17 protein-coding genes are annotated in these 15,615 nt (G+C 70.7%); 9 read left to right on the top strand and 8 right to left on the bottom strand.

Going from position 1 to position 15,615, the window contains the following annotated elements:
• Window positions 1-80: 80 nt before the first annotated feature.
• The 3 genes from FB561_RS03500 (at window position 81) to FB561_RS03490 (ending at window position 2,841) form a co-directional block, all read left to right on the top strand.
• On the top strand, window positions 81-884 hold the full coding sequence (locus FB561_RS03500; protein ID WP_145802941.1) for a hypothetical protein: 804 nt from the start codon (window positions 81-83) through the stop codon (window positions 882-884).
• 898 nt (window positions 885-1,782) lie between these two features.
• Complete coding sequence (locus tag FB561_RS03495) at window positions 1,783-2,139, top strand: NADH-quinone oxidoreductase subunit A (protein ID WP_145802939.1); 357 nt, start codon at window positions 1,783-1,785, stop codon at window positions 2,137-2,139.
• 60 nt (window positions 2,140-2,199) lie between these two features.
• The gene (locus tag FB561_RS03490) at window positions 2,200-2,841 is read left to right on the top strand and encodes an SMI1/KNR4 family protein (protein ID WP_145802936.1); all 642 of its coding nucleotides are present in this window, start codon (window positions 2,200-2,202) and stop codon (window positions 2,839-2,841) included.
• Here FB561_RS03490 and FB561_RS03485 read toward each other — a convergent pair.
• The gene (locus FB561_RS03485) at window positions 2,838-3,734 is read right to left on the bottom strand and encodes an ornithine cyclodeaminase family protein (RefSeq protein ID WP_145802934.1); all 897 of its coding nucleotides are present in this window, start codon (window positions 3,732-3,734) and stop codon (window positions 2,838-2,840) included. The two genes, FB561_RS03490 and FB561_RS03485, sit on opposite strands and share 4 nt — an antisense overlap.
• Before the next feature lie 43 nt (window positions 3,735-3,777).
• Between FB561_RS03485 and FB561_RS03480 the strand changes: the two genes are divergently transcribed.
• Together FB561_RS03480 and FB561_RS03475 are read left to right on the top strand one after the other, a co-directional pair.
• Window positions 3,778-4,926 carry a serine hydrolase domain-containing protein gene (locus FB561_RS03480; protein WP_145802932.1) on the top strand — a complete coding sequence of 383 codons (1,149 nt, stop codon included), beginning with the start codon at window positions 3,778-3,780 and terminating at the stop codon, window positions 4,924-4,926.
• Between the two features lie 166 nt (window positions 4,927-5,092).
• Window positions 5,093-5,485, top strand: coding sequence for a hypothetical protein (locus FB561_RS03475; RefSeq protein ID WP_145802929.1), 393 nt, complete (start codon window positions 5,093-5,095; stop codon window positions 5,483-5,485).
• Window positions 5,486-5,551: 66 nt separating this feature from the next.
• On the opposite strand, the gene FB561_RS38910 is transcribed toward FB561_RS03475, so the two are convergent.
• The 6 genes from FB561_RS38910 to FB561_RS03460 form a co-directional block, all read right to left on the bottom strand.
• Entirely contained in the window at window positions 5,552-8,467 is a 2,916-nt protein-coding gene (locus FB561_RS38910; protein WP_145802927.1) for a helix-turn-helix transcriptional regulator, read from the bottom strand.
• A 179-nt stretch (window positions 8,468-8,646) separates the two neighbouring features.
• Complete coding sequence (locus FB561_RS37695) at window positions 8,647-8,808, bottom strand: hypothetical protein (protein WP_170284566.1); 162 nt, start codon at window positions 8,806-8,808, stop codon at window positions 8,647-8,649.
• Between the two features lie 13 nt (window positions 8,809-8,821).
• A complete protein-coding gene (locus tag FB561_RS38905) occupies window positions 8,822-8,953 on the bottom strand; it encodes a hypothetical protein (RefSeq protein WP_272952527.1) in 132 nt (43 codons plus the stop codon).
• Window positions 8,954-9,215: 262 nt separating this feature from the next.
• Window positions 9,216-9,380, bottom strand: coding sequence for a hypothetical protein (locus tag FB561_RS37690; protein WP_170284530.1), 165 nt, complete (start codon window positions 9,378-9,380; stop codon window positions 9,216-9,218).
• A gap of 126 nt (window positions 9,381-9,506) precedes the next feature.
• Window positions 9,507-10,034 carry a cysteine hydrolase family protein gene (locus FB561_RS03465; RefSeq protein WP_145802925.1) on the bottom strand — a complete coding sequence of 176 codons (528 nt, stop codon included), beginning with the start codon at window positions 10,032-10,034 and terminating at the stop codon, window positions 9,507-9,509.
• Entirely contained in the window at window positions 10,031-11,521 is a 1,491-nt protein-coding gene (locus FB561_RS03460) for a purine-cytosine permease family protein (RefSeq protein ID WP_145802923.1), read from the bottom strand. The genes FB561_RS03465 and FB561_RS03460 overlap by 4 nt, the downstream gene beginning before the upstream one ends.
• A 167-nt stretch (window positions 11,522-11,688) precedes the next feature.
• Here FB561_RS03460 and FB561_RS03455 point away from each other — a divergent pair, with 167 nt between their 5' ends.
• The 3 genes from FB561_RS03455 (at window position 11,689) to FB561_RS03445 (ending at window position 13,766) form a co-directional block, all read left to right on the top strand.
• Window positions 11,689-12,435, top strand: a complete 747-nt coding sequence (locus FB561_RS03455) for an SDR family NAD(P)-dependent oxidoreductase (protein ID WP_145802921.1) — start codon at window positions 11,689-11,691, stop codon at window positions 12,433-12,435.
• Window positions 12,436-12,498: 63 nt separating this feature from the next.
• Complete coding sequence (locus FB561_RS03450) at window positions 12,499-13,062, top strand: NADH-quinone oxidoreductase subunit B (RefSeq protein ID WP_145802919.1); 564 nt, start codon at window positions 12,499-12,501, stop codon at window positions 13,060-13,062.
• Entirely contained in the window at window positions 13,059-13,766 is a 708-nt protein-coding gene (locus tag FB561_RS03445; protein ID WP_145802916.1) for an NADH-quinone oxidoreductase subunit C, read from the top strand. Before FB561_RS03450 ends, FB561_RS03445 begins: the two co-directional genes overlap by 4 nt.
• On the opposite strand, the gene FB561_RS03440 is transcribed toward FB561_RS03445, so the two are convergent.
• Window positions 13,767-14,597: an SDR family oxidoreductase gene (locus tag FB561_RS03440; RefSeq protein ID WP_145802914.1), complete on the bottom strand. Its 831-nt coding sequence runs from the start codon at window positions 14,595-14,597 to the stop codon at window positions 13,767-13,769. It abuts the gene before it with no gap.
• 60 nt (window positions 14,598-14,657) lie between these two features.
• On the opposite strand from FB561_RS03440, the gene FB561_RS03435 reads away from it, so the two are divergent.
• Window positions 14,658-15,608: a complex I subunit 1/NuoH family protein gene (locus FB561_RS03435; protein WP_145802912.1), complete on the top strand. Its 951-nt coding sequence runs from the start codon at window positions 14,658-14,660 to the stop codon at window positions 15,606-15,608.
• The last annotated feature ends 7 nt before the right edge of the window (window positions 15,609-15,615 follow it).

Below are 15,615 nucleotides of genomic sequence, written 5' to 3'. Positions count from 1 at the left end.
CCGCAGCGAGACCCGGCATGGTGTCTTCATCAAGTTGTGATCAACCCGGGATTCGCCCCGGTCTCGAGGGAGTTTTCACCATGGGCCTGCGCCCTCTGCTCGGTCTTGTCGCGTCCACCACCCTGCTGCTCACCGGCTGCGCCGCCACGGTCGCACCGGCGGAGAGCGCACTGAGTCTGACCGGCAGTCAGCAGAGCGGTGACGCGGCGGCGTCCCGCGCGGTGAAGATCACCAGCATCCGCACCACGGAGTACACCAAGGGCACGCTCACCGTCACCGGCACACTGACCCCGGCCCCGGCCCCCGGATCCAGGATCGCCTTGCAGCGCTGGTCCGCGACCGCCGGCTGGCAGGAGATCGGTCACGCCGCGTCGACCGGAAGCACGGTCACCGTCTCCTCGAACCAGCCCGGCTCGATCCGCACGTACCGGCTGGCGATCGGCCCGCAAGCGCCGTACGCCGCGGCCGCCTCGGCACCGACCGGTTTCCATCACTACGTGTGGCGCGGGATGTTCAAGAAGCCGCTGCTCGCCTCGGGTGGGAAGGGCCGCCCGACATTCACCGTGTCCCCGCCGGCCGACGCACCCCGGCGCGCGGAGGCCGAACTGCTCGCCGACAAGGGCGGCGTGGTCTGGGGCGACGTGAACACGGCCGGCTGCTCCTGGGTGAAGAACTGGCTCGGCAACATCACCGACGGCACGGTCCGGGTGTCACTGCTGAACGGCACCACGGTCCTCGGCACCGTCGACCAGGCACAGGAAACCGAGACCTGGCTCAACCGCAAGATCCTCGGCACCAACCGCCTCCGCCTCCAGGTAGCCGACATCCGCTCCGGCTACGGCCCCCAAGTAGCCCTCGACGCCATGCTCCTCTGCACCAACTGACCCACCTGCTGCACCTCACCCCCCACCCGCTGCCGCGCACGCCGCACCCGCGCACCCGCGCACGCCGCACCCGCGCACGCCGCACCCGCGCACGCCGCACCCGCGCACCCCGCACCCCGCGCTCACCCCTGCCCGCTTCGGCGAGGCGACTTTGTGCACCCACCAGCCGCGGCCGGGGTGTGAGCACTAGCGATGCGTGCACAAAGACGCTGCTGGTACCTGTGCCCCGGTTGCTCCAGCTTCGGCGAGGCGACTTTGTGCACCCACCAGCCGCGGCTGGGGTCTGGGCACGAGCGATGCGTGCACAAAGGCGCTGTTGGTACCTGTGCCGCGCTTGCTCCCGCTTCGGCGAAGCGACTTTGTGCACGCAGCGGCCGCCGCTGGGGCCTCGTCGTGGCCGGCATGTGCACAAAGAGGCTGCTGGTACCCGTGCCGCGCTTAGCTCCGCTTGAGCGAGGCGACTTTGTGCATCCACCAGCCGCGGCTGGGGTCTGGGCACGACCGGTGCGTGCACAAAGAGGCTGCTGGTACCCCGGCCGCGCTTGCTCCAGCTTCGGCGAGGCGACTTTGTGCACCCACCAGCCGCCGCTGGGGTCTGGGCACGAGCGATGCGTGCACAAAGACGCTGCTGGTACCTGTGCCGCGCTTGCTCCAGCTTCGGCGAGGCGAGTTTGTGCACGCAGCGGCTGCCGCTGGGGCCCGGTGGCGACCGGCATGTGCACAAAGACGCTGGTGACGGGTGACGGGGGCGGGGGAGCTCGGTGGCGGGGGAATGTGGTGGATGGCGGGTTGTGGGGCTGGTTGTGGTCACATAACGCGTTAGTGGTCCGGTATCGCGTGGGTGGTGACGGTTCGGCGATGCGGTTCGGGGTGCGGGGTGAGCACTAGACTTCCGGGCATGTCCGAGACGTACGGGGTCGTCGCCGCGATCGTGGTGCTCGGCGTGCTCGGGTTGATCGGTGCTTTCGCGTTGAACCGCGCGCTCACGATCACGAACCCGACCGCGGACAAGCTCAAGACGTACGAGTCCGGCGTGGACCCGGTCGGCGAGGGCTGGGCCCAGCTGCACATCCGGTACTACCTCTACGCCTACCTGTACGTGATCTTCGCGGTCGACGCCGTCTACCTCTTCCCCTGGGCCACCGTCTTCGCAGCCGTCGGCGTCGCCTCCCTGATCGAGATGTTCGTCTTCCTCGCCTTCGTCACCATCGGCCTCCTCTACGCCTGGCGCAAGAACGTCCTCAGCTGGACCTGACCGCACTGTCGATCCCCGCCTCTAGGCTCCGCTCATCCACGAACCTGGGGGCGGAAACACATGAGCACGGTCACGCAATCCTGGAGCCAGATCGTCACTTGGCTGGAACAGAACGCCCCGGCCACGGCCGCCCTCATCAACCCTCCGGCCGACCCCAAGACGATCCGCTGGCTGGAGACGGCGATCGGGTACTCACTCCCGCCGGACCTCAGCGAGTACCTGCGGCAGGCGGACGGCACGCGACACCGCTGGGTGCAGGGCCGCCTCGTCCCGACTCTCTACAACCTCGTCCCGTGCGAGGACATGCTGGACATCCACAAGATGTGGATCAAGATTTCGGGCCGAGGTCCGCACCTCGGTGACGCCGACCCTGCCGGCACCCTGAGCACCGAATGGCTGGGTGCATTCCTCCCGATCGGGGAGTCGGGCACGTCGGTCAAGCTGTTCGTCGACCTCCGCCCGGGTGACCTGCACGGGTGCGTCGGTGAGTACTCGCCGGAGGACGGCGGCTTCCACTCGGTCCCCTGGTGGCCGAGTGTCGGAGTGATGCTGGAAGACCTCGCCGAGGCGATGGTGAACCGCCGTCCGGCCTGCCAGGAGTACGCGACCGCCACGACCACCGCCTGGAGCAAGCCGAGACCGTATCTGCCGACTGTTGAGGAGGACGGGTACCTGCGGTGGGACCGCGTGTACGAGGACTAGCTCTGGCTGAGGAGGTTGGCTACGGACCAGTCCTGAGGGCCTACTCCTACTGATTTGAAGACTGTTCGGCCGGTCGGCTGCGGTGGGGTTTCGAGTGCTTCGCCTAGTTCGACCAGGGATTCGCGGGGGAGTGCGCCGGAGTCGACAGCTTCGATGACTTCGCCTGATTCCTCCAGGGCGGCTTCGACCTGGTCGACCAGGACCACCGAGGCGGTGGTGAGGAGGTCGTGGGGGAGTTCGCGCATGATGGGGCGGAACGAGCCGATGGCGTTCACGTGGACTCGTTCGGGGAGGTCTTCGGCGGCGAACAACGGGGTCGAGGTCGACGTCGCGCAGCACACGATGTCCGGGGTCGCAATCGCTTCGGGCAGGTCGGCCGACACCGCGAACTTCACCTCGGGGAACTCCTCCGCCAGCGAACCGGCGAGCCTCTTCGCCCGGTCGGGATCGCGGCCGCAGACGGTGGTCTCCGCGATCGGGCGTACGGCGAGGACGGCGCGCACCTGGTCCGCGGCCTGGGCGCCGGTGCCGATGAGGGTGAGCCGGGCGGCGTCGCGGGGCGCCAGCAGGTCGGTCGCCACACCGACGACGGCGCCGGTTCGCAGCGTGGTGATCGAGGTGCCGTCGGCAACTATCTGCTCGCTGCCGGTCCAGATCAGGGTCGCCCGGATCGCCGGGTCCCGGCTCAGGTCGATGCCGATCTTCTTCACCACGGCCGTCCTCGTGGGTGCGTGGTACGCCGACATGACCAGGACGGCCCCGTCGCCGAACACCTGGCGCGGCGGCAGGACGAACGCCCCGGCCCGGAGTTCGCGGAACGCCTCGCGGACCGCGTCGATCGCGGCCGGCATCGGGACGGTCCGCCGCACGTCCTCGGCAGTGAAGATCCTCATCGGCCAACCGTAGGCCCAGGTCGCCGGCGCGGGGCACGATGGATTGGTCGAGGAGGAGGGCCTGGTCGACCTCGACCGGCCGGTCCGCGAGTACCTGCCCGAGTTCGGCCTGTCCGACAGCGCGGCCGCGAAGGTCGTCACCGCGCGGCACCTGCTCACCCACACCAGCGGATTCGCCGGGGACGCGTTCATCTCGACCTCGCGCGGGGACGACGCGGTCGAGCTGTTCCTCACCGACGTGCTGCCGGGACTTCCGCAGGAGATCCCGCCGGGCGCGGGCTTCTCGTACAACAACAGCGGCTTCGTGGTTCTCGGCCGGATCACCGAGGTTCTGCGGGGCAAGCCGTTCCACGTCCTGGTCCGCGAGCGGATCGGGGAACCGCTCGGTCTCGAGCACCTCGCCACGGTCCCGGAGGAGGCGCTGCTCCATCGCGCCGCGCTCGGTCACGTCACGTCGAAGCCGGGGGGCCCGCACGAGCCGGCGCCGGTGTGGAGCCTCATCCCCGCGATGGGCCCGGCCGGGTCCCTGCTCGCGATGAGCGCGCGCGACCTGGTCACGTTCGGCCAGGCGTACCTGGAGAACAAGCTCGTCTCGGCGGAGACCCGGGAACTGCTGTGGACACCCGAGGTCGACGTCCCGGACCTCGGCGGATTCGCCCAGCACTGGGGACTCGGCTGGATGATCTTCGACGTCGAGGGCGGCCGGATGTACGGCCACGACGGCGGCACGATCGGCCAGTCGGCGTACTTCCGGGTGATCCCGGACCAGGGCGTCGTGATCGCCCTGCTCACCAACGGGACCAGCCAGGCGCTGTACCACGACCTGGTCGGCCACCTGCTCGGCGAACTGGCCGGGTACCGCCACCCGGCGCGCCCGGTCCCGCCCGAGCAGGCGCCGCGGATCGCGCCGGAGCTGTACCTCGGCCGGTACGACGCGGTGCTGACGTCGACCGAGATCACCGCGACCGAGGACAGCGAGATCTGGGCCGAGGAGACACCGCGGACCGACGAGGCGCGGGCGCTGATGCCCGAGGTCGAGCGGCGGCGGATGGTCCCGCTCGACGCCGATCGGCTGATCACCGCCGAGCCGGACCGCGGGGAGTACCAGGTGCTCGCGTTCCGGCAGCCGGGCGCGGACGGGCGGGCGGCGTACCTGTTCCGCGGCGGCCGGCTGATTCCCCGGGGTGACTGAGCGTCGAGCGAGGTCGTTGCCTCATCACCCTGAGTTGTTGCGGTCGTCAACTATCGTGACCGGATTCGCCTGTCTGTAACGGAGTGCGATGGACCTATCGCAATTTCGTCAAGACGCGGTTAAGGTGATTACTGGGGGGAACGGGGCGAATACGGGGTGATGAGGCATGGGATGGCAACTCTGGGTAGTGCTCGCGACCGTGGCGGTTGGTCTGCTGGTCCTGCTTGTACTGCGCGTCCAGCGGGCCCAGCGGGTCTTCGACGACATCCTCGACCAGTTCGACGATGCCCGGAGCGAAGTCGCCGGACCCAGTAGCAGTCCCGAGCCCGTCGACCGGCGGATCGGCGATCGGCGGACCGGGGACCGGCGCAAGGCCGACCGGCGGGCCGCCGCGGTCGAGCTGGAGTCAGAGTCCGGCGCCCCGGCGGTGAACGACGACGAACGCGCCCGGCAGCTGGACGAGGTCGCCCGCCAACGCCGCCGGCACACCAACCACCCGACCTACGTCCCCAGCCACGAGCGCCAGCGCCAGCGCCGCACCAACCCTCACCGCCGCTGACCAGCAACGGCGGCAGTGCCAACCCTTGCCGCCGCTGACCACCTACGGATCCGCCGAGCGGACCGTTCAGTCGAGCAGGCCGTCGCGCCGGGCCACGGCCGCCGCTTCCGTGCGGGAGCGAACGCCGAGCTTGGCCAGGATGTTCGAGACGTGCACGCTGACCGTCTTCTCGCTGATGTACAGCTCGCGCGCCAACTGCCGGTTCGTCCGGCCTTCGGCCAGCAACCGAAGGACCTCCGTCTCCCGCGCCGTCAACGCGGCCGCACCACCCGGATCGGCCGCACCACCCAGCTCGTCGAGCAACGGCTTGGCCCCGAGCTCCCGCGCGACCTCGGCCGCGAGCTGAGCCTGTTCGTTCGCGTCGGCGACCCGCCCGGCCGCCCGGAGCGCCGCCGACAGCCGCAGCCGCGACCACGCCTGCTCGAACACGTACCCGTAGCCGAACGCGTCCACGGTCCGCTGCCAGGTCGCGACGTGCTCCTCGGCCGTCGGCGCGTCGATCGCGGCGAGCCAGCGCAGCCGCTCCCACTCCGCCTCCAACCGCGCCAGCCACGCGACGCCCTCAACCCCCAGGACCCGTCCGGGGGGCAACCCCTTCTCCGCGGTCGACTGCCCCTCGCTCACCAGCTCGGCCCCACGCGCGACCAGCTCGGCGGCGTTGGTCGGCTCGCTCACCACCCGGTGGCAGAGCAGCTGCAGCCCGAGCGCCGAGAAGCGGATCCGGGCCATGAACCACTCGGTCTGGAAGACGTCGGTGAGCAGCGCGGACACGTCGGCGATCAGCTTCTCGGCCTCGGCGACCTGGTCCAGCGCGCGGTACGCGTCCACGGCCGGCTGCAGGCCGACGATCGGCAGCATCACGTCGAGGTTCCACCACTTCCGCAGCCGGCGCAGCTCCTCGGCGACCGAGGTGTCACCGCGTCCGCTGCGGACCGCCATCCCGACCGAGCGCAGCGCCGCCTCGATCGCGGCCGGTGTGCGCGCGTCGGTCCGCGCGGTGAGCGCCGCGTCGTCCCACTCACCCAGCACGAACTGGGTCAGCGCGAGCATCCGCCGGGCGTCGAACCCATACGCCGCCCACTGCCGGCCGAGCTCGTTCGCCCGCCGGTCCGCGTGCTGCAGGGACCGCTTCGCCTCGGTGAGCTGGCCCAGGTCGTAGTGGTTCGAGCCGAGCAGGTACCGGCTGCGGACCTCGGCCGCCGCGTCGCCGGAGAGCTGGGCCCGGACCGCGGCCTCCTCCAGCTGGCGCGCGGCCTCGACCGGATCGCCGGCCCGCTTCCGCAGCTGGGCCAGCGTGATCCCGGCGTCCCCGGCGGCCGCCTCCTGACCGATCTCGCGGGCGATCTGCAGTGCCTCGTGTGCCCACCGCTCCGCCTCCATCGGCCGGCCGAGCGCATCCGAGACCCGGGCGTACAGCGCGATCACCTGGGCCTTGAACACGCTCGCGGGCTCGTCCGACATCAGCCGGAACGCCTGCGAGATCGCCTCGTGCGCCTCGTTGTCGTTGTCGATGATCAGCGCGATGTCGGCCAGCGGCAGCAGCAGCTCGGACCGCTCCACCTTCGGCGCGTCCGGCGGCAGGTCGGCCAGCGTCTTGCGAAGCAGCTTCACCGCGCGCAGGTGCTGGGACGACAGGGTCGCCGCCGTCGCCGTCTGGACGACCAACCAGGTCTTGCCGATCGGGCTGTCCTCGGCCGCGTTGGGGAACAGCTCCAGCGCCAGCTCGAAGTGCTTCAGCGCGTCCTGCGGCGCGGCGACCGTGATCGCCTCCTGGCCGGCCCGGACCCGAGCGAGGAACGCGGTCGCCAGGTCGTGCGAGCGGGTCGCGTGCCCGGCCAGCTCGGCCGCGGTCCCGGCGACCGTCTGATCCTTCAGAGCCTTCGCGTACGCCGCGTGCTGGCGGACCCGCTCGCCTGGGAGCAGGTCGTCGTACACCGCCTCGGACAGCAGCGCGTGCCGGAAGTAGTAGCTCGCGTTGCCCGGGTGCTCGAGGATGTGCGCGTCGATCAGCTCGCGCAGCGCGGCGTCGAGCTCGCGGTCCGGCAACCCGGCGACCGCGGTCAGCAGCGTGTGCGGCACCCGCCGGCCCGCCACCGCGATCACCCGAGCCACCTGGCGGGCGTCGTCGGACAGCGGGTCGAGCCGGACCAGCAGCAGGTCGGCCAGGTCCGGCGGGACCGCGTCGGCGTCGCCCATCGACGCGGCCGCGACCAGCTCCTCGGTGAAGAAGGCGTTGCCGCCGGCCCGGTCGAGGATGCGGCGGACCTCGGTCTCGGGCAGCGGCTCGGTCAGCAGCGAGGTCAGCAGGGTGCGGGACTCGTCGGCGTCGAGCGGGTTGAGGCTGACCCGGCGGACGCGCGGATTCCGGGACCACTCGGCGATCGGGCGGCGGAGCGGGTGCCGCCGGTGCAGGTCGTCGCTGCGGTACGAGACGAGCAGGGCGAGCCGTTGCGAGGTCAGCCGGGTGAGCAGGAAACCGATCAGGTCCCGGGTCGAGTCGTCGGCCCAGTGCGCGTCCTCGACGATCACCAGCAGCGGCTCGCTGGTCGACAGCGCCGTGAACGCGCCGAGGACGGCGTCGAACAACGCGGCCCGGTCCAGCTGGCCCTCCTGCGGGACCGGCTGGGCGCCGATCAGCCGGTGCGTCGGCAGCAGCCGGCCGATCGCGGGGAAGTTCGTCAGGACGCTGTCGACCAGCTCCGGCCGTTCCCCGGCCAGCCGGCCGAAGATCTCGGTGAAGGGCAGGTACGGCAGGCCGGCGTCGCCGAAGTCGGTGCAGTGCCCGACCAGGACGCCGAAGCCACGCTCCTGGGCCCCGGTCGCGACCTCGTCCAGCAACCGGGTCTTGCCGACGCCGGCGTCACCGGACAGCAGGATCGCGCCGGCTCGGCGCGTCCGGGCTTCGTCCACGGCGCTGAGCAGGGCGGCCATCTCGGTCGAGCGGCCGACGAGTGGTGTCGAGATCCAGGGCACGTCGTCCATTTTCGCCCCTGGCGCCGACACAATTCGACGACATCCCGCCCGCCGCCCGCCGGCGGCCAGCAAAACGTCCACTTCCACGGGGCCCGAAGCCGGTTCGGCAGCCGCTCGCCGCAGGGTCGTGGAACGAGAAACGCCGTCCCTGACTGTCTCTCGAGAGTCAGGGACGGCGTCCGTGGCCGTCATGCGGCCGGAGTGGGTCGCAGGGACCGGCGCGGGTGCCGGGCTTCGGGCTTCGTGGCCCGCGCCCGGCGCCGCTCACGGGCGGAAGCCCGGAAGTCGCGCTTGATCCGTTCCTGCCGGTAGGCGGTCTCCGCCTCGAGCATCAACGTCGTGGTGAACATGGTGTCCCTCCTCTCAGGCGTTCCGGGTGAACAGGCGGGTGAGGTGCCGGCGGGACCCGGTCCTGCGGGTCGAGCGGCGGAAGTCCCGGGCGAGGCGCTCTCTGCGGTAGTCGGCCTCGGCGCGAGCGGACTCGGTGGTGAACATTTCGGGTGCCTCCTGGGCTGTTGTGGTCTCGACGTTCTGTCGATGGCCTTAATCTCCTCGGCTGAGGAGCCCCGGCACATCGGAACTCCTCCCTATCCAGCGGGCCGCCGGTCCTTACCCGCCCCTAGGGACACCGATCGCCACCCCTAGGTACTCCCGGGGACCGCGCCGATCGGGCCGGAAACGCAGGAGCGCGGCCGGGTTCCGGACGGAACCTCGGCCGCGCTCGGGGCGGATAGGGGGACGGGTGGTGGACGGGCACTCACACTGCGTGCCGCGAGTGCACCAGACGCAGTCGATGCGTCGTCTGCTCAGGCTGCGGCGCCGGCGTCCGGCGGAACCAGAGCGGCCGCTGGTAGTCCCGCTTCAGCCGCTCCTGCCGGTACGCGATCTCCGCCTGTACTGACTCGGTGGTGTGGAACAACATCGTGCTGCCCTCCGGGGTGGTCGATGGCTCGACTGTCCCCGGCTGAGGAGGAGCGCCACATCGGCACAACTCCCTAGTCCCCGCACGACCGGACCCTTAGGCACCTCGGACGAGGCGTGAGGACACTTAGAGACCCGCTACGTCGGCGGTGACGATCTCCAGCATCGGCGAGTACAGCCGCATGATGTCGATGGCCTTGCGATGGCTCTCCTCGTCGGCGCCGGCGCAGGCGTCCTCGACCACCTGGACGTACATCCCGGCGTCGACCGCGGCCAGTGCGGTACTGATGACGCAGCAGTCCGTGGAGACGCCGGCCAGTACCAGCCGGCCACCTGGGCCGACCGCCTCGGCGAGCTCCGGGCCCCACTTGCCGAAAGCCGGTTTGTCCAGCGTCGGTACTCCGCGGAACTCGTCGACCAGCTGGTACGCGTACGAGTCCGGCGGCTGCAGCGCGAACGGGTACTGCTCGTAGTACGCCGCCCAGGATCCCCGCGGCTCGTCCGTCGGTGCGACGAAGCGGGTGAACACCACGTCCGGGGCGAACCGCTCGACCAGTTCCTGGACCGGCTTCACGACGCGCTGGAAGTCGGGCGCGGCCCAGGCGCTCTCGGGTTCGGCGAAGATCCGCTGCAGGTCGATCAGGACGAGCGTCATCGGCCCACCGTCTCCCGGGTCACCGCGGTCCGGCGCTCCTGGATCTCGACCGCGCGCCGACCGCCGAAGTACTGGACCAGGAACGACGCGACCAGCGCGACCAGTACGCCCAGGTTGGCGAACGCCCACGCGCCCTCCTTGCCGCCGAGGCCCAGCGGCGCGAGCAGGTACCCCTGCCAGTCCAGCCAGCCGGCCGCGCTGTTCGTGACCAGGCCCCACCCGATGCCGGTAGCAACGATCATGGTGAGCACGGGCAACCAGCGGACGTCGCCGTACCGGCCGCGTGGGTCGAACAGGTCGGCGTCGGCGTAGTCGCGCCGGCGGCGGGCGATGTCAGCCAGCATGATCCCGCACCAGGCCGCGATCGGGACGCCGAGTGTGATCAGGAAGCCCTGGAACTCACCGAGGAACTCGTCGCCGAAGAACACCACGTAGACGGTGCCGGCGATCATCACCAGCCCGTCCAGGAAGGCGGCGACGTACCGCGGGGCGGGCAGGCCGATCGACAGCAGCGCGAGCCCGGACGAGTAGATGTCCAGCACGGCCCCGCCGACCAGGCCGAGCACCGCGACGATCACGAACGGGACCAGGAACCAGGTCGGTAGCGCTTCGGCGAGTGCGCCGATCGGGTCGGCGGCGATCGCGGCGCTCAGGTCCTGCGACGACCCGGCGAGCAGCAGACCGAAGATCAGCAGCACGACCGGCGCGAGCGACGACCCGAACGTGGTCCAGCCGACCACTCCGGGACTGGACGCGGAGCGGGGCAGGTAGCGGGAGTAGTCGGCGGCGGCGTTCACCCAGCCGAGGCCGAAGCCGGTCATCAGGAAGACCAGGGCACCGATCAGTTGCTCGGTCGATCCGCCCGGCAACGCGGACACGGCGGTCCAGCTGATCTGGTCGGCGACCAGCACGATGTACACGATCGTGAGGACCGCGGTGACGATCGTGATGACGGTCTGCATCCGCATGATCAGGTCGAACCCGAGCACCCCGCCGGCGACGATCAACGTGCCGACGACGACCAGCGCGACCACCTTGGTGATCTCGCCGCCGCCCCAGCCGAGCCGCTCGAACACCGTGGCCGTGGCCAGCGTGGCGAGGATGGTCAGCACGGTCTCCCAGCCGACGGTCAGCAACCAGGAGACGAGTGCGGGCAGCTTGTTGCCGCGGACCCCGAACGCGGCCCGGCTGAGCACCATCGTCGGGGCCGATCCGCGTTTGCCGGCCAGCGAGACCAGGCCGCAGAGCAGGAACGAGAACACGATCCCGATCAGCCCGGCGATCACCGCCTGCCAGAACGAGACCCCGAACCCGAGGGTGAACGCGCCGTAGCTCAGCCCGAGCACCGAGACGTTCGCCCCGAACCACGGCCAGAACAGCTGGCTCGGCCGGCCCTTCCGCTCGGCGTCGGAGATGACGTTCAGCCCGTTGCTCTCCACCGCGAGCGCCCGCGACTCCTGTGCCCCCACCTCGAACTGCTCGGCCATGGCCGTCTCCAACCCCGGCGAAGGAACCTGTCAGACCTGCCCACTCAAGCTAGGTGGGGGTGATTGCACGGTCAAGGAGCTTGCGCTTCGGCCGGACGGCGCGACGGCTTGACCTAGAGTGCGATCTAGCTCCTAGTCTCGGCGGTCCGACGCTGAGAGGAGTAGTGGTGAATCGGTTCGAGGGCAAGGTCGCGTTCGTCAGCGGTGCCGCGCACGGGATCGGGCGGGCGACGGCGCTGCGGCTGGCGGCGGAAGGAGCCGCGGTCGCGGTGGCGGACGTCGAGCTGGCGGCTGCCGAGCAGGTGGTCGCGGAGTTGGGTGGCCAGGGGATCGCCGTCGAGTGCGACATCACCAGCCGGGCCTCGGTGGACGCGGCGGTCGCGGCGACGGTCGAGCGGTTCGGGCGGCTCGACGTACTGGCTCAGGTGGCTGGGCACAACCTTGCCAATCGCGAACCTGTCGAGGCCGGCGACGGGCAGTGGGCGCGGCAGTACGACTTCACCTTCACGGGAGCGGTGCGTTGCGTCGAGGCGGCGCTGCCGCACCTGGTGGCGACCGGGGGTGCCGTCGTCCTGGTCGGGTCGATCAGCGGAGTCGTTGCCTTGGGCACCAATCCGTACGCCGCGGCGAAGGCCGCGCTGAGCAGCCTGGTGCGCAACCTGGCCGCCGATCACGGGCCGAGCGGGGTGCGTTTCAACGTCGTCGCGCCGGCGACGGTCGCGACGCGGGCGTTCAAGGACCCGCGGGTGCTCGAGGAACTCAAGGCCATCTACCCGCTGCGCCGGGTCGGTCAACCCGAGGACGTCGCTGCCGCGGTGGCGTTCCTGGCCTCGGCCGACGCCGCTTGGATCACCGGGATCACGCTGCCGGTCGAAGGTGGGCTGACCACCGGGCCAGGGCACCTGATCGGCTGAGTCCGGTACCCGGACACCGCTCTTGCTCACACAACTTCCGACGCGCGGCACTAGGCTGGGCCTATGGCTGATCACGCGGTGCACCTGCCGACGCCGACGGTGCGGCCGGCTGTCGGTGGGCTGGCCAAGCTCGCGCCCGAGCCGGTCCGGTACCTGCTGAACTGGGGCCGCAAGTACTCGCTCTGGGTCTTCAACTTCGGCCTGGCCTGCTGCGCGATCGAGTTCATCGCGGCGTCGATGGGCCGGCACGACTTCATCCGGCTCGGGGTGATCCCGTTCGCGCCCGGGCCGCGGCAGGCCGACCTGATGGTGGTGTCCGGCACCGTGACCGACAAGATGGCGCCGGCGATCAAGCGGCTCTACGAGCAGATGCCGGAGCCGAAGTACGTGATCTCGTTCGGCTCCTGCTCCAACTCCGGCGGTCCGTACTGGGACTCGTACTGCGTGACCAAGGGCGTCGACCAGATCATCCCCGTGGACGTGTACGTCCCGGGCTGCCCGCCGCGGCCGGAGGCGTTGCTGCAGGGCATCCTCAAGCTGCAGGAGAAGATCGCCGGCGAGGACGTGAGCACCCGGTACGAGTCGTCCGCGCAGGCGCTGACCCGCGGGCTGGTGGAGCCGCGGTGAGCGAGGACCTGCTGGCCGCGCTGACCGACGCGGGGATCGCCGCGACGGCCGCCGACAGCTTCGGCCCGGCCGCGATCGACGTGCCGGCGGAGGCGTGGGTCGCGGCGCACGAGATCCTCCGGGACGACGTCGGGATGACGTTCTTCGACTTCCTCTCGGCGAGCGACGAGCTGACCGACGGGTTCCGGGTGGTGACGCACCTCGCCGACTTCTGGGGCGGGGCGCACGTCGAGCACGTCATCGTGCGGACCAGGATCCCGCGCGACACCCCGCGGCTGCCGACCCTCAGCTCCGTCTACGCGGGGGCGAACTGGCACGAGCGCGAGACGTTCGAGATGTTCGGCATCAGCTTCGACGACCACCCGAACCTGGTCCCGCTGCTGCTCCCGGACGGCTTCGAGGGCCACCCGCTGCGCAAGGAGTTCGTCCTCGCCAGCCGTGTCGCCAAACCTTGGCCGGGCGCCAAGGAGCCGGGCGAGTCCGACCACGCGCCCAAGGGTGGCGCCCCGTCCCGCCGCCGCACTCTGCCCCCAGGCGTCCCCGACCCCGATTCCTGGGGTCCCCGCCCACCAGGTTCACCCGACCCCGACCCCCTGGCCCCGGCAGCAGCAGCCTCGACCCCGGCCCGCCCCCGCCGAGCTCCAGGCGAACGTCGAGCCCGCAAACAGGCCGAGGCCCCACCCGCCGCACCAGATCAGTCCTGATCAGCTCGCCCGGAAGGTGGGGGCGTGGTCTTGGGCCCAGGTTTGGAAGGTTCGGGGTGGGTTGCCGGTGAGGGTTTGGACTGTGGTGGTGGTTGGTTCGGGGTTGTCGACGAGGTTGGCCCAGTAGGCGAGGGCGTTGGTGGCGAAGGACTCGTCGGCGCCTTGGGCCAGCAGGGCGGCTCGGGCTTCTTCGGGGGACTGTTCCTCGACCCGCATCGGTTGGCCGAGGACGGCGGCGATGGTGGCGACCTGGTCCTCCTGGGTGAGGACTTCGGGGCCGGTCAGGTCGTATGCGCGGCCGGTGTGGCCGTCGGTCAGCAGGGTGAGGGCGGCGACGTCGGCGATGTCGGCTTCGTGGATGAGGGAGCGGGCGGCCTTCGGGGACGGGAGGTGGATCACGTCACTCGTACGGAACTGGTCGGCCCAGCCCAGCGTGTTCCCGGCGAACCCGCCCGCGCGGAGGAACGTGGCGTCGGCGCCTGCTCCGATCAGGAGTTGCTCGACCTCGCCCCAGACGCCGGCCGGGTTCAACGCGGAGAGGTAGACGACCCGGCGTACCCGGTCCACCAGCGCGTCGACCACGGGTCCGGCCGCGTCCGCTGTGAAGTACGGCCAGAGCAGGAACGCGGCGTCCACCCCGTCGGCCGCCCGGCCAACCGCCTCCGCGTCGGTGATGTCGCCCGCGACCACCTCGACCTCCGGCGGGAGTTCGGCGAGTTCGGGACGGCGTACCAGCGCGCGCACGGCGACGTCCTCGGCGAGCAAGCCCGCGACCAAGTACTTCCCGACCTTGCCGGTGGCGCCGGTGACCAGCATCTTCTTCTGCGACATGCCCCCAGCCTTTGACCTGAACCATGGTTGAGGTCAAGCCCGACTCGGTAAGGTGCCGTCATGCTCGAGTTCGTACTGCGGGTCGTCGGGGTGCTGGCCGCGTTCCTGGTCGCGCCGCTGCTGGTCGGTCAGGCCGAGCACAAGGTGATGGCGCACATGCAGTCCCGGCTCGGGCCGATGTACGCGGGCGCGTTCCACGGCTGGGCCCAGCTCGTCGCCGACGGGGTGAAGTTCGTCCAGAAGGAGAGCGTGACCCCGGCGGCCGCCGACAAGCGGGTCTTCGAGTGGGCCCCGGTGGTCGCGATCCTGCCGTACATGGCGGCGCTGGCCGCGATCCCGCTGGCGCCGGGCATCGTCGGGGCCGACCTCGACGCGGGCCTGTTCTACGTCCTCGCGGTGATGAGCGTCGGCGTCCTCGGCTCGCTGATGGCGGGCTGGGCCAGCGGCAACAAGTACAGCCTGCTCGGCGGACTCCGGGTCGCGGCGCAGCTGATGAGCTACGAGCTGCCGTTCGTCCTCTCCGCCGCCAGCGTCGCGGTCGCCGCCGGGACGCTGAGCCTCAGCGGCATCGTCGATCAGTGGAACCCGTGGTGGTTGCTCTGGCAGCTGCCCGGCCTGGTGGTGTTCTTCGTCGCCGGTCTGGCCGAGTTGCAGCGGCCGCCGTTCGACATGCCGGTGGCCGACTCGGAGGTCATCTTCGGCCCGTACACCGAGTACACCGGGCTCCGGTTCGCGCTGTTCCTGCTCGCCGAGTACGCCGGGATCGTGGTGCTGGCCGGCCTGACCACGGTGCTGTTCCTCGGTGGCTGGAGCGGGCCGGGACCGGATTCGATCGGCTGGATCTGGACCCTGCTCAAGGTCGCGGTCGTCTCGCTGGTGGTGATCTGGGTCCGGGTCGCGTTCCCACGGCTGCGCGCCGACCAGCTGCAGAAGCTGGCCTGGCAGGGCCTGGTGCCGGTGGCGCTGCTGCAGCTCGCGCTCACCGGCATCGGCGTCGTCGTCTTCTACTGATCTCGCC

The organism is Kribbella amoyensis, from assembly GCF_007828865.1.
Lineage (GTDB): Bacteria > Actinomycetota > Actinomycetes > Propionibacteriales > Kribbellaceae > Kribbella > Kribbella amoyensis.
This window is presented reverse-complemented; position numbering and strand designations above follow the sequence as displayed.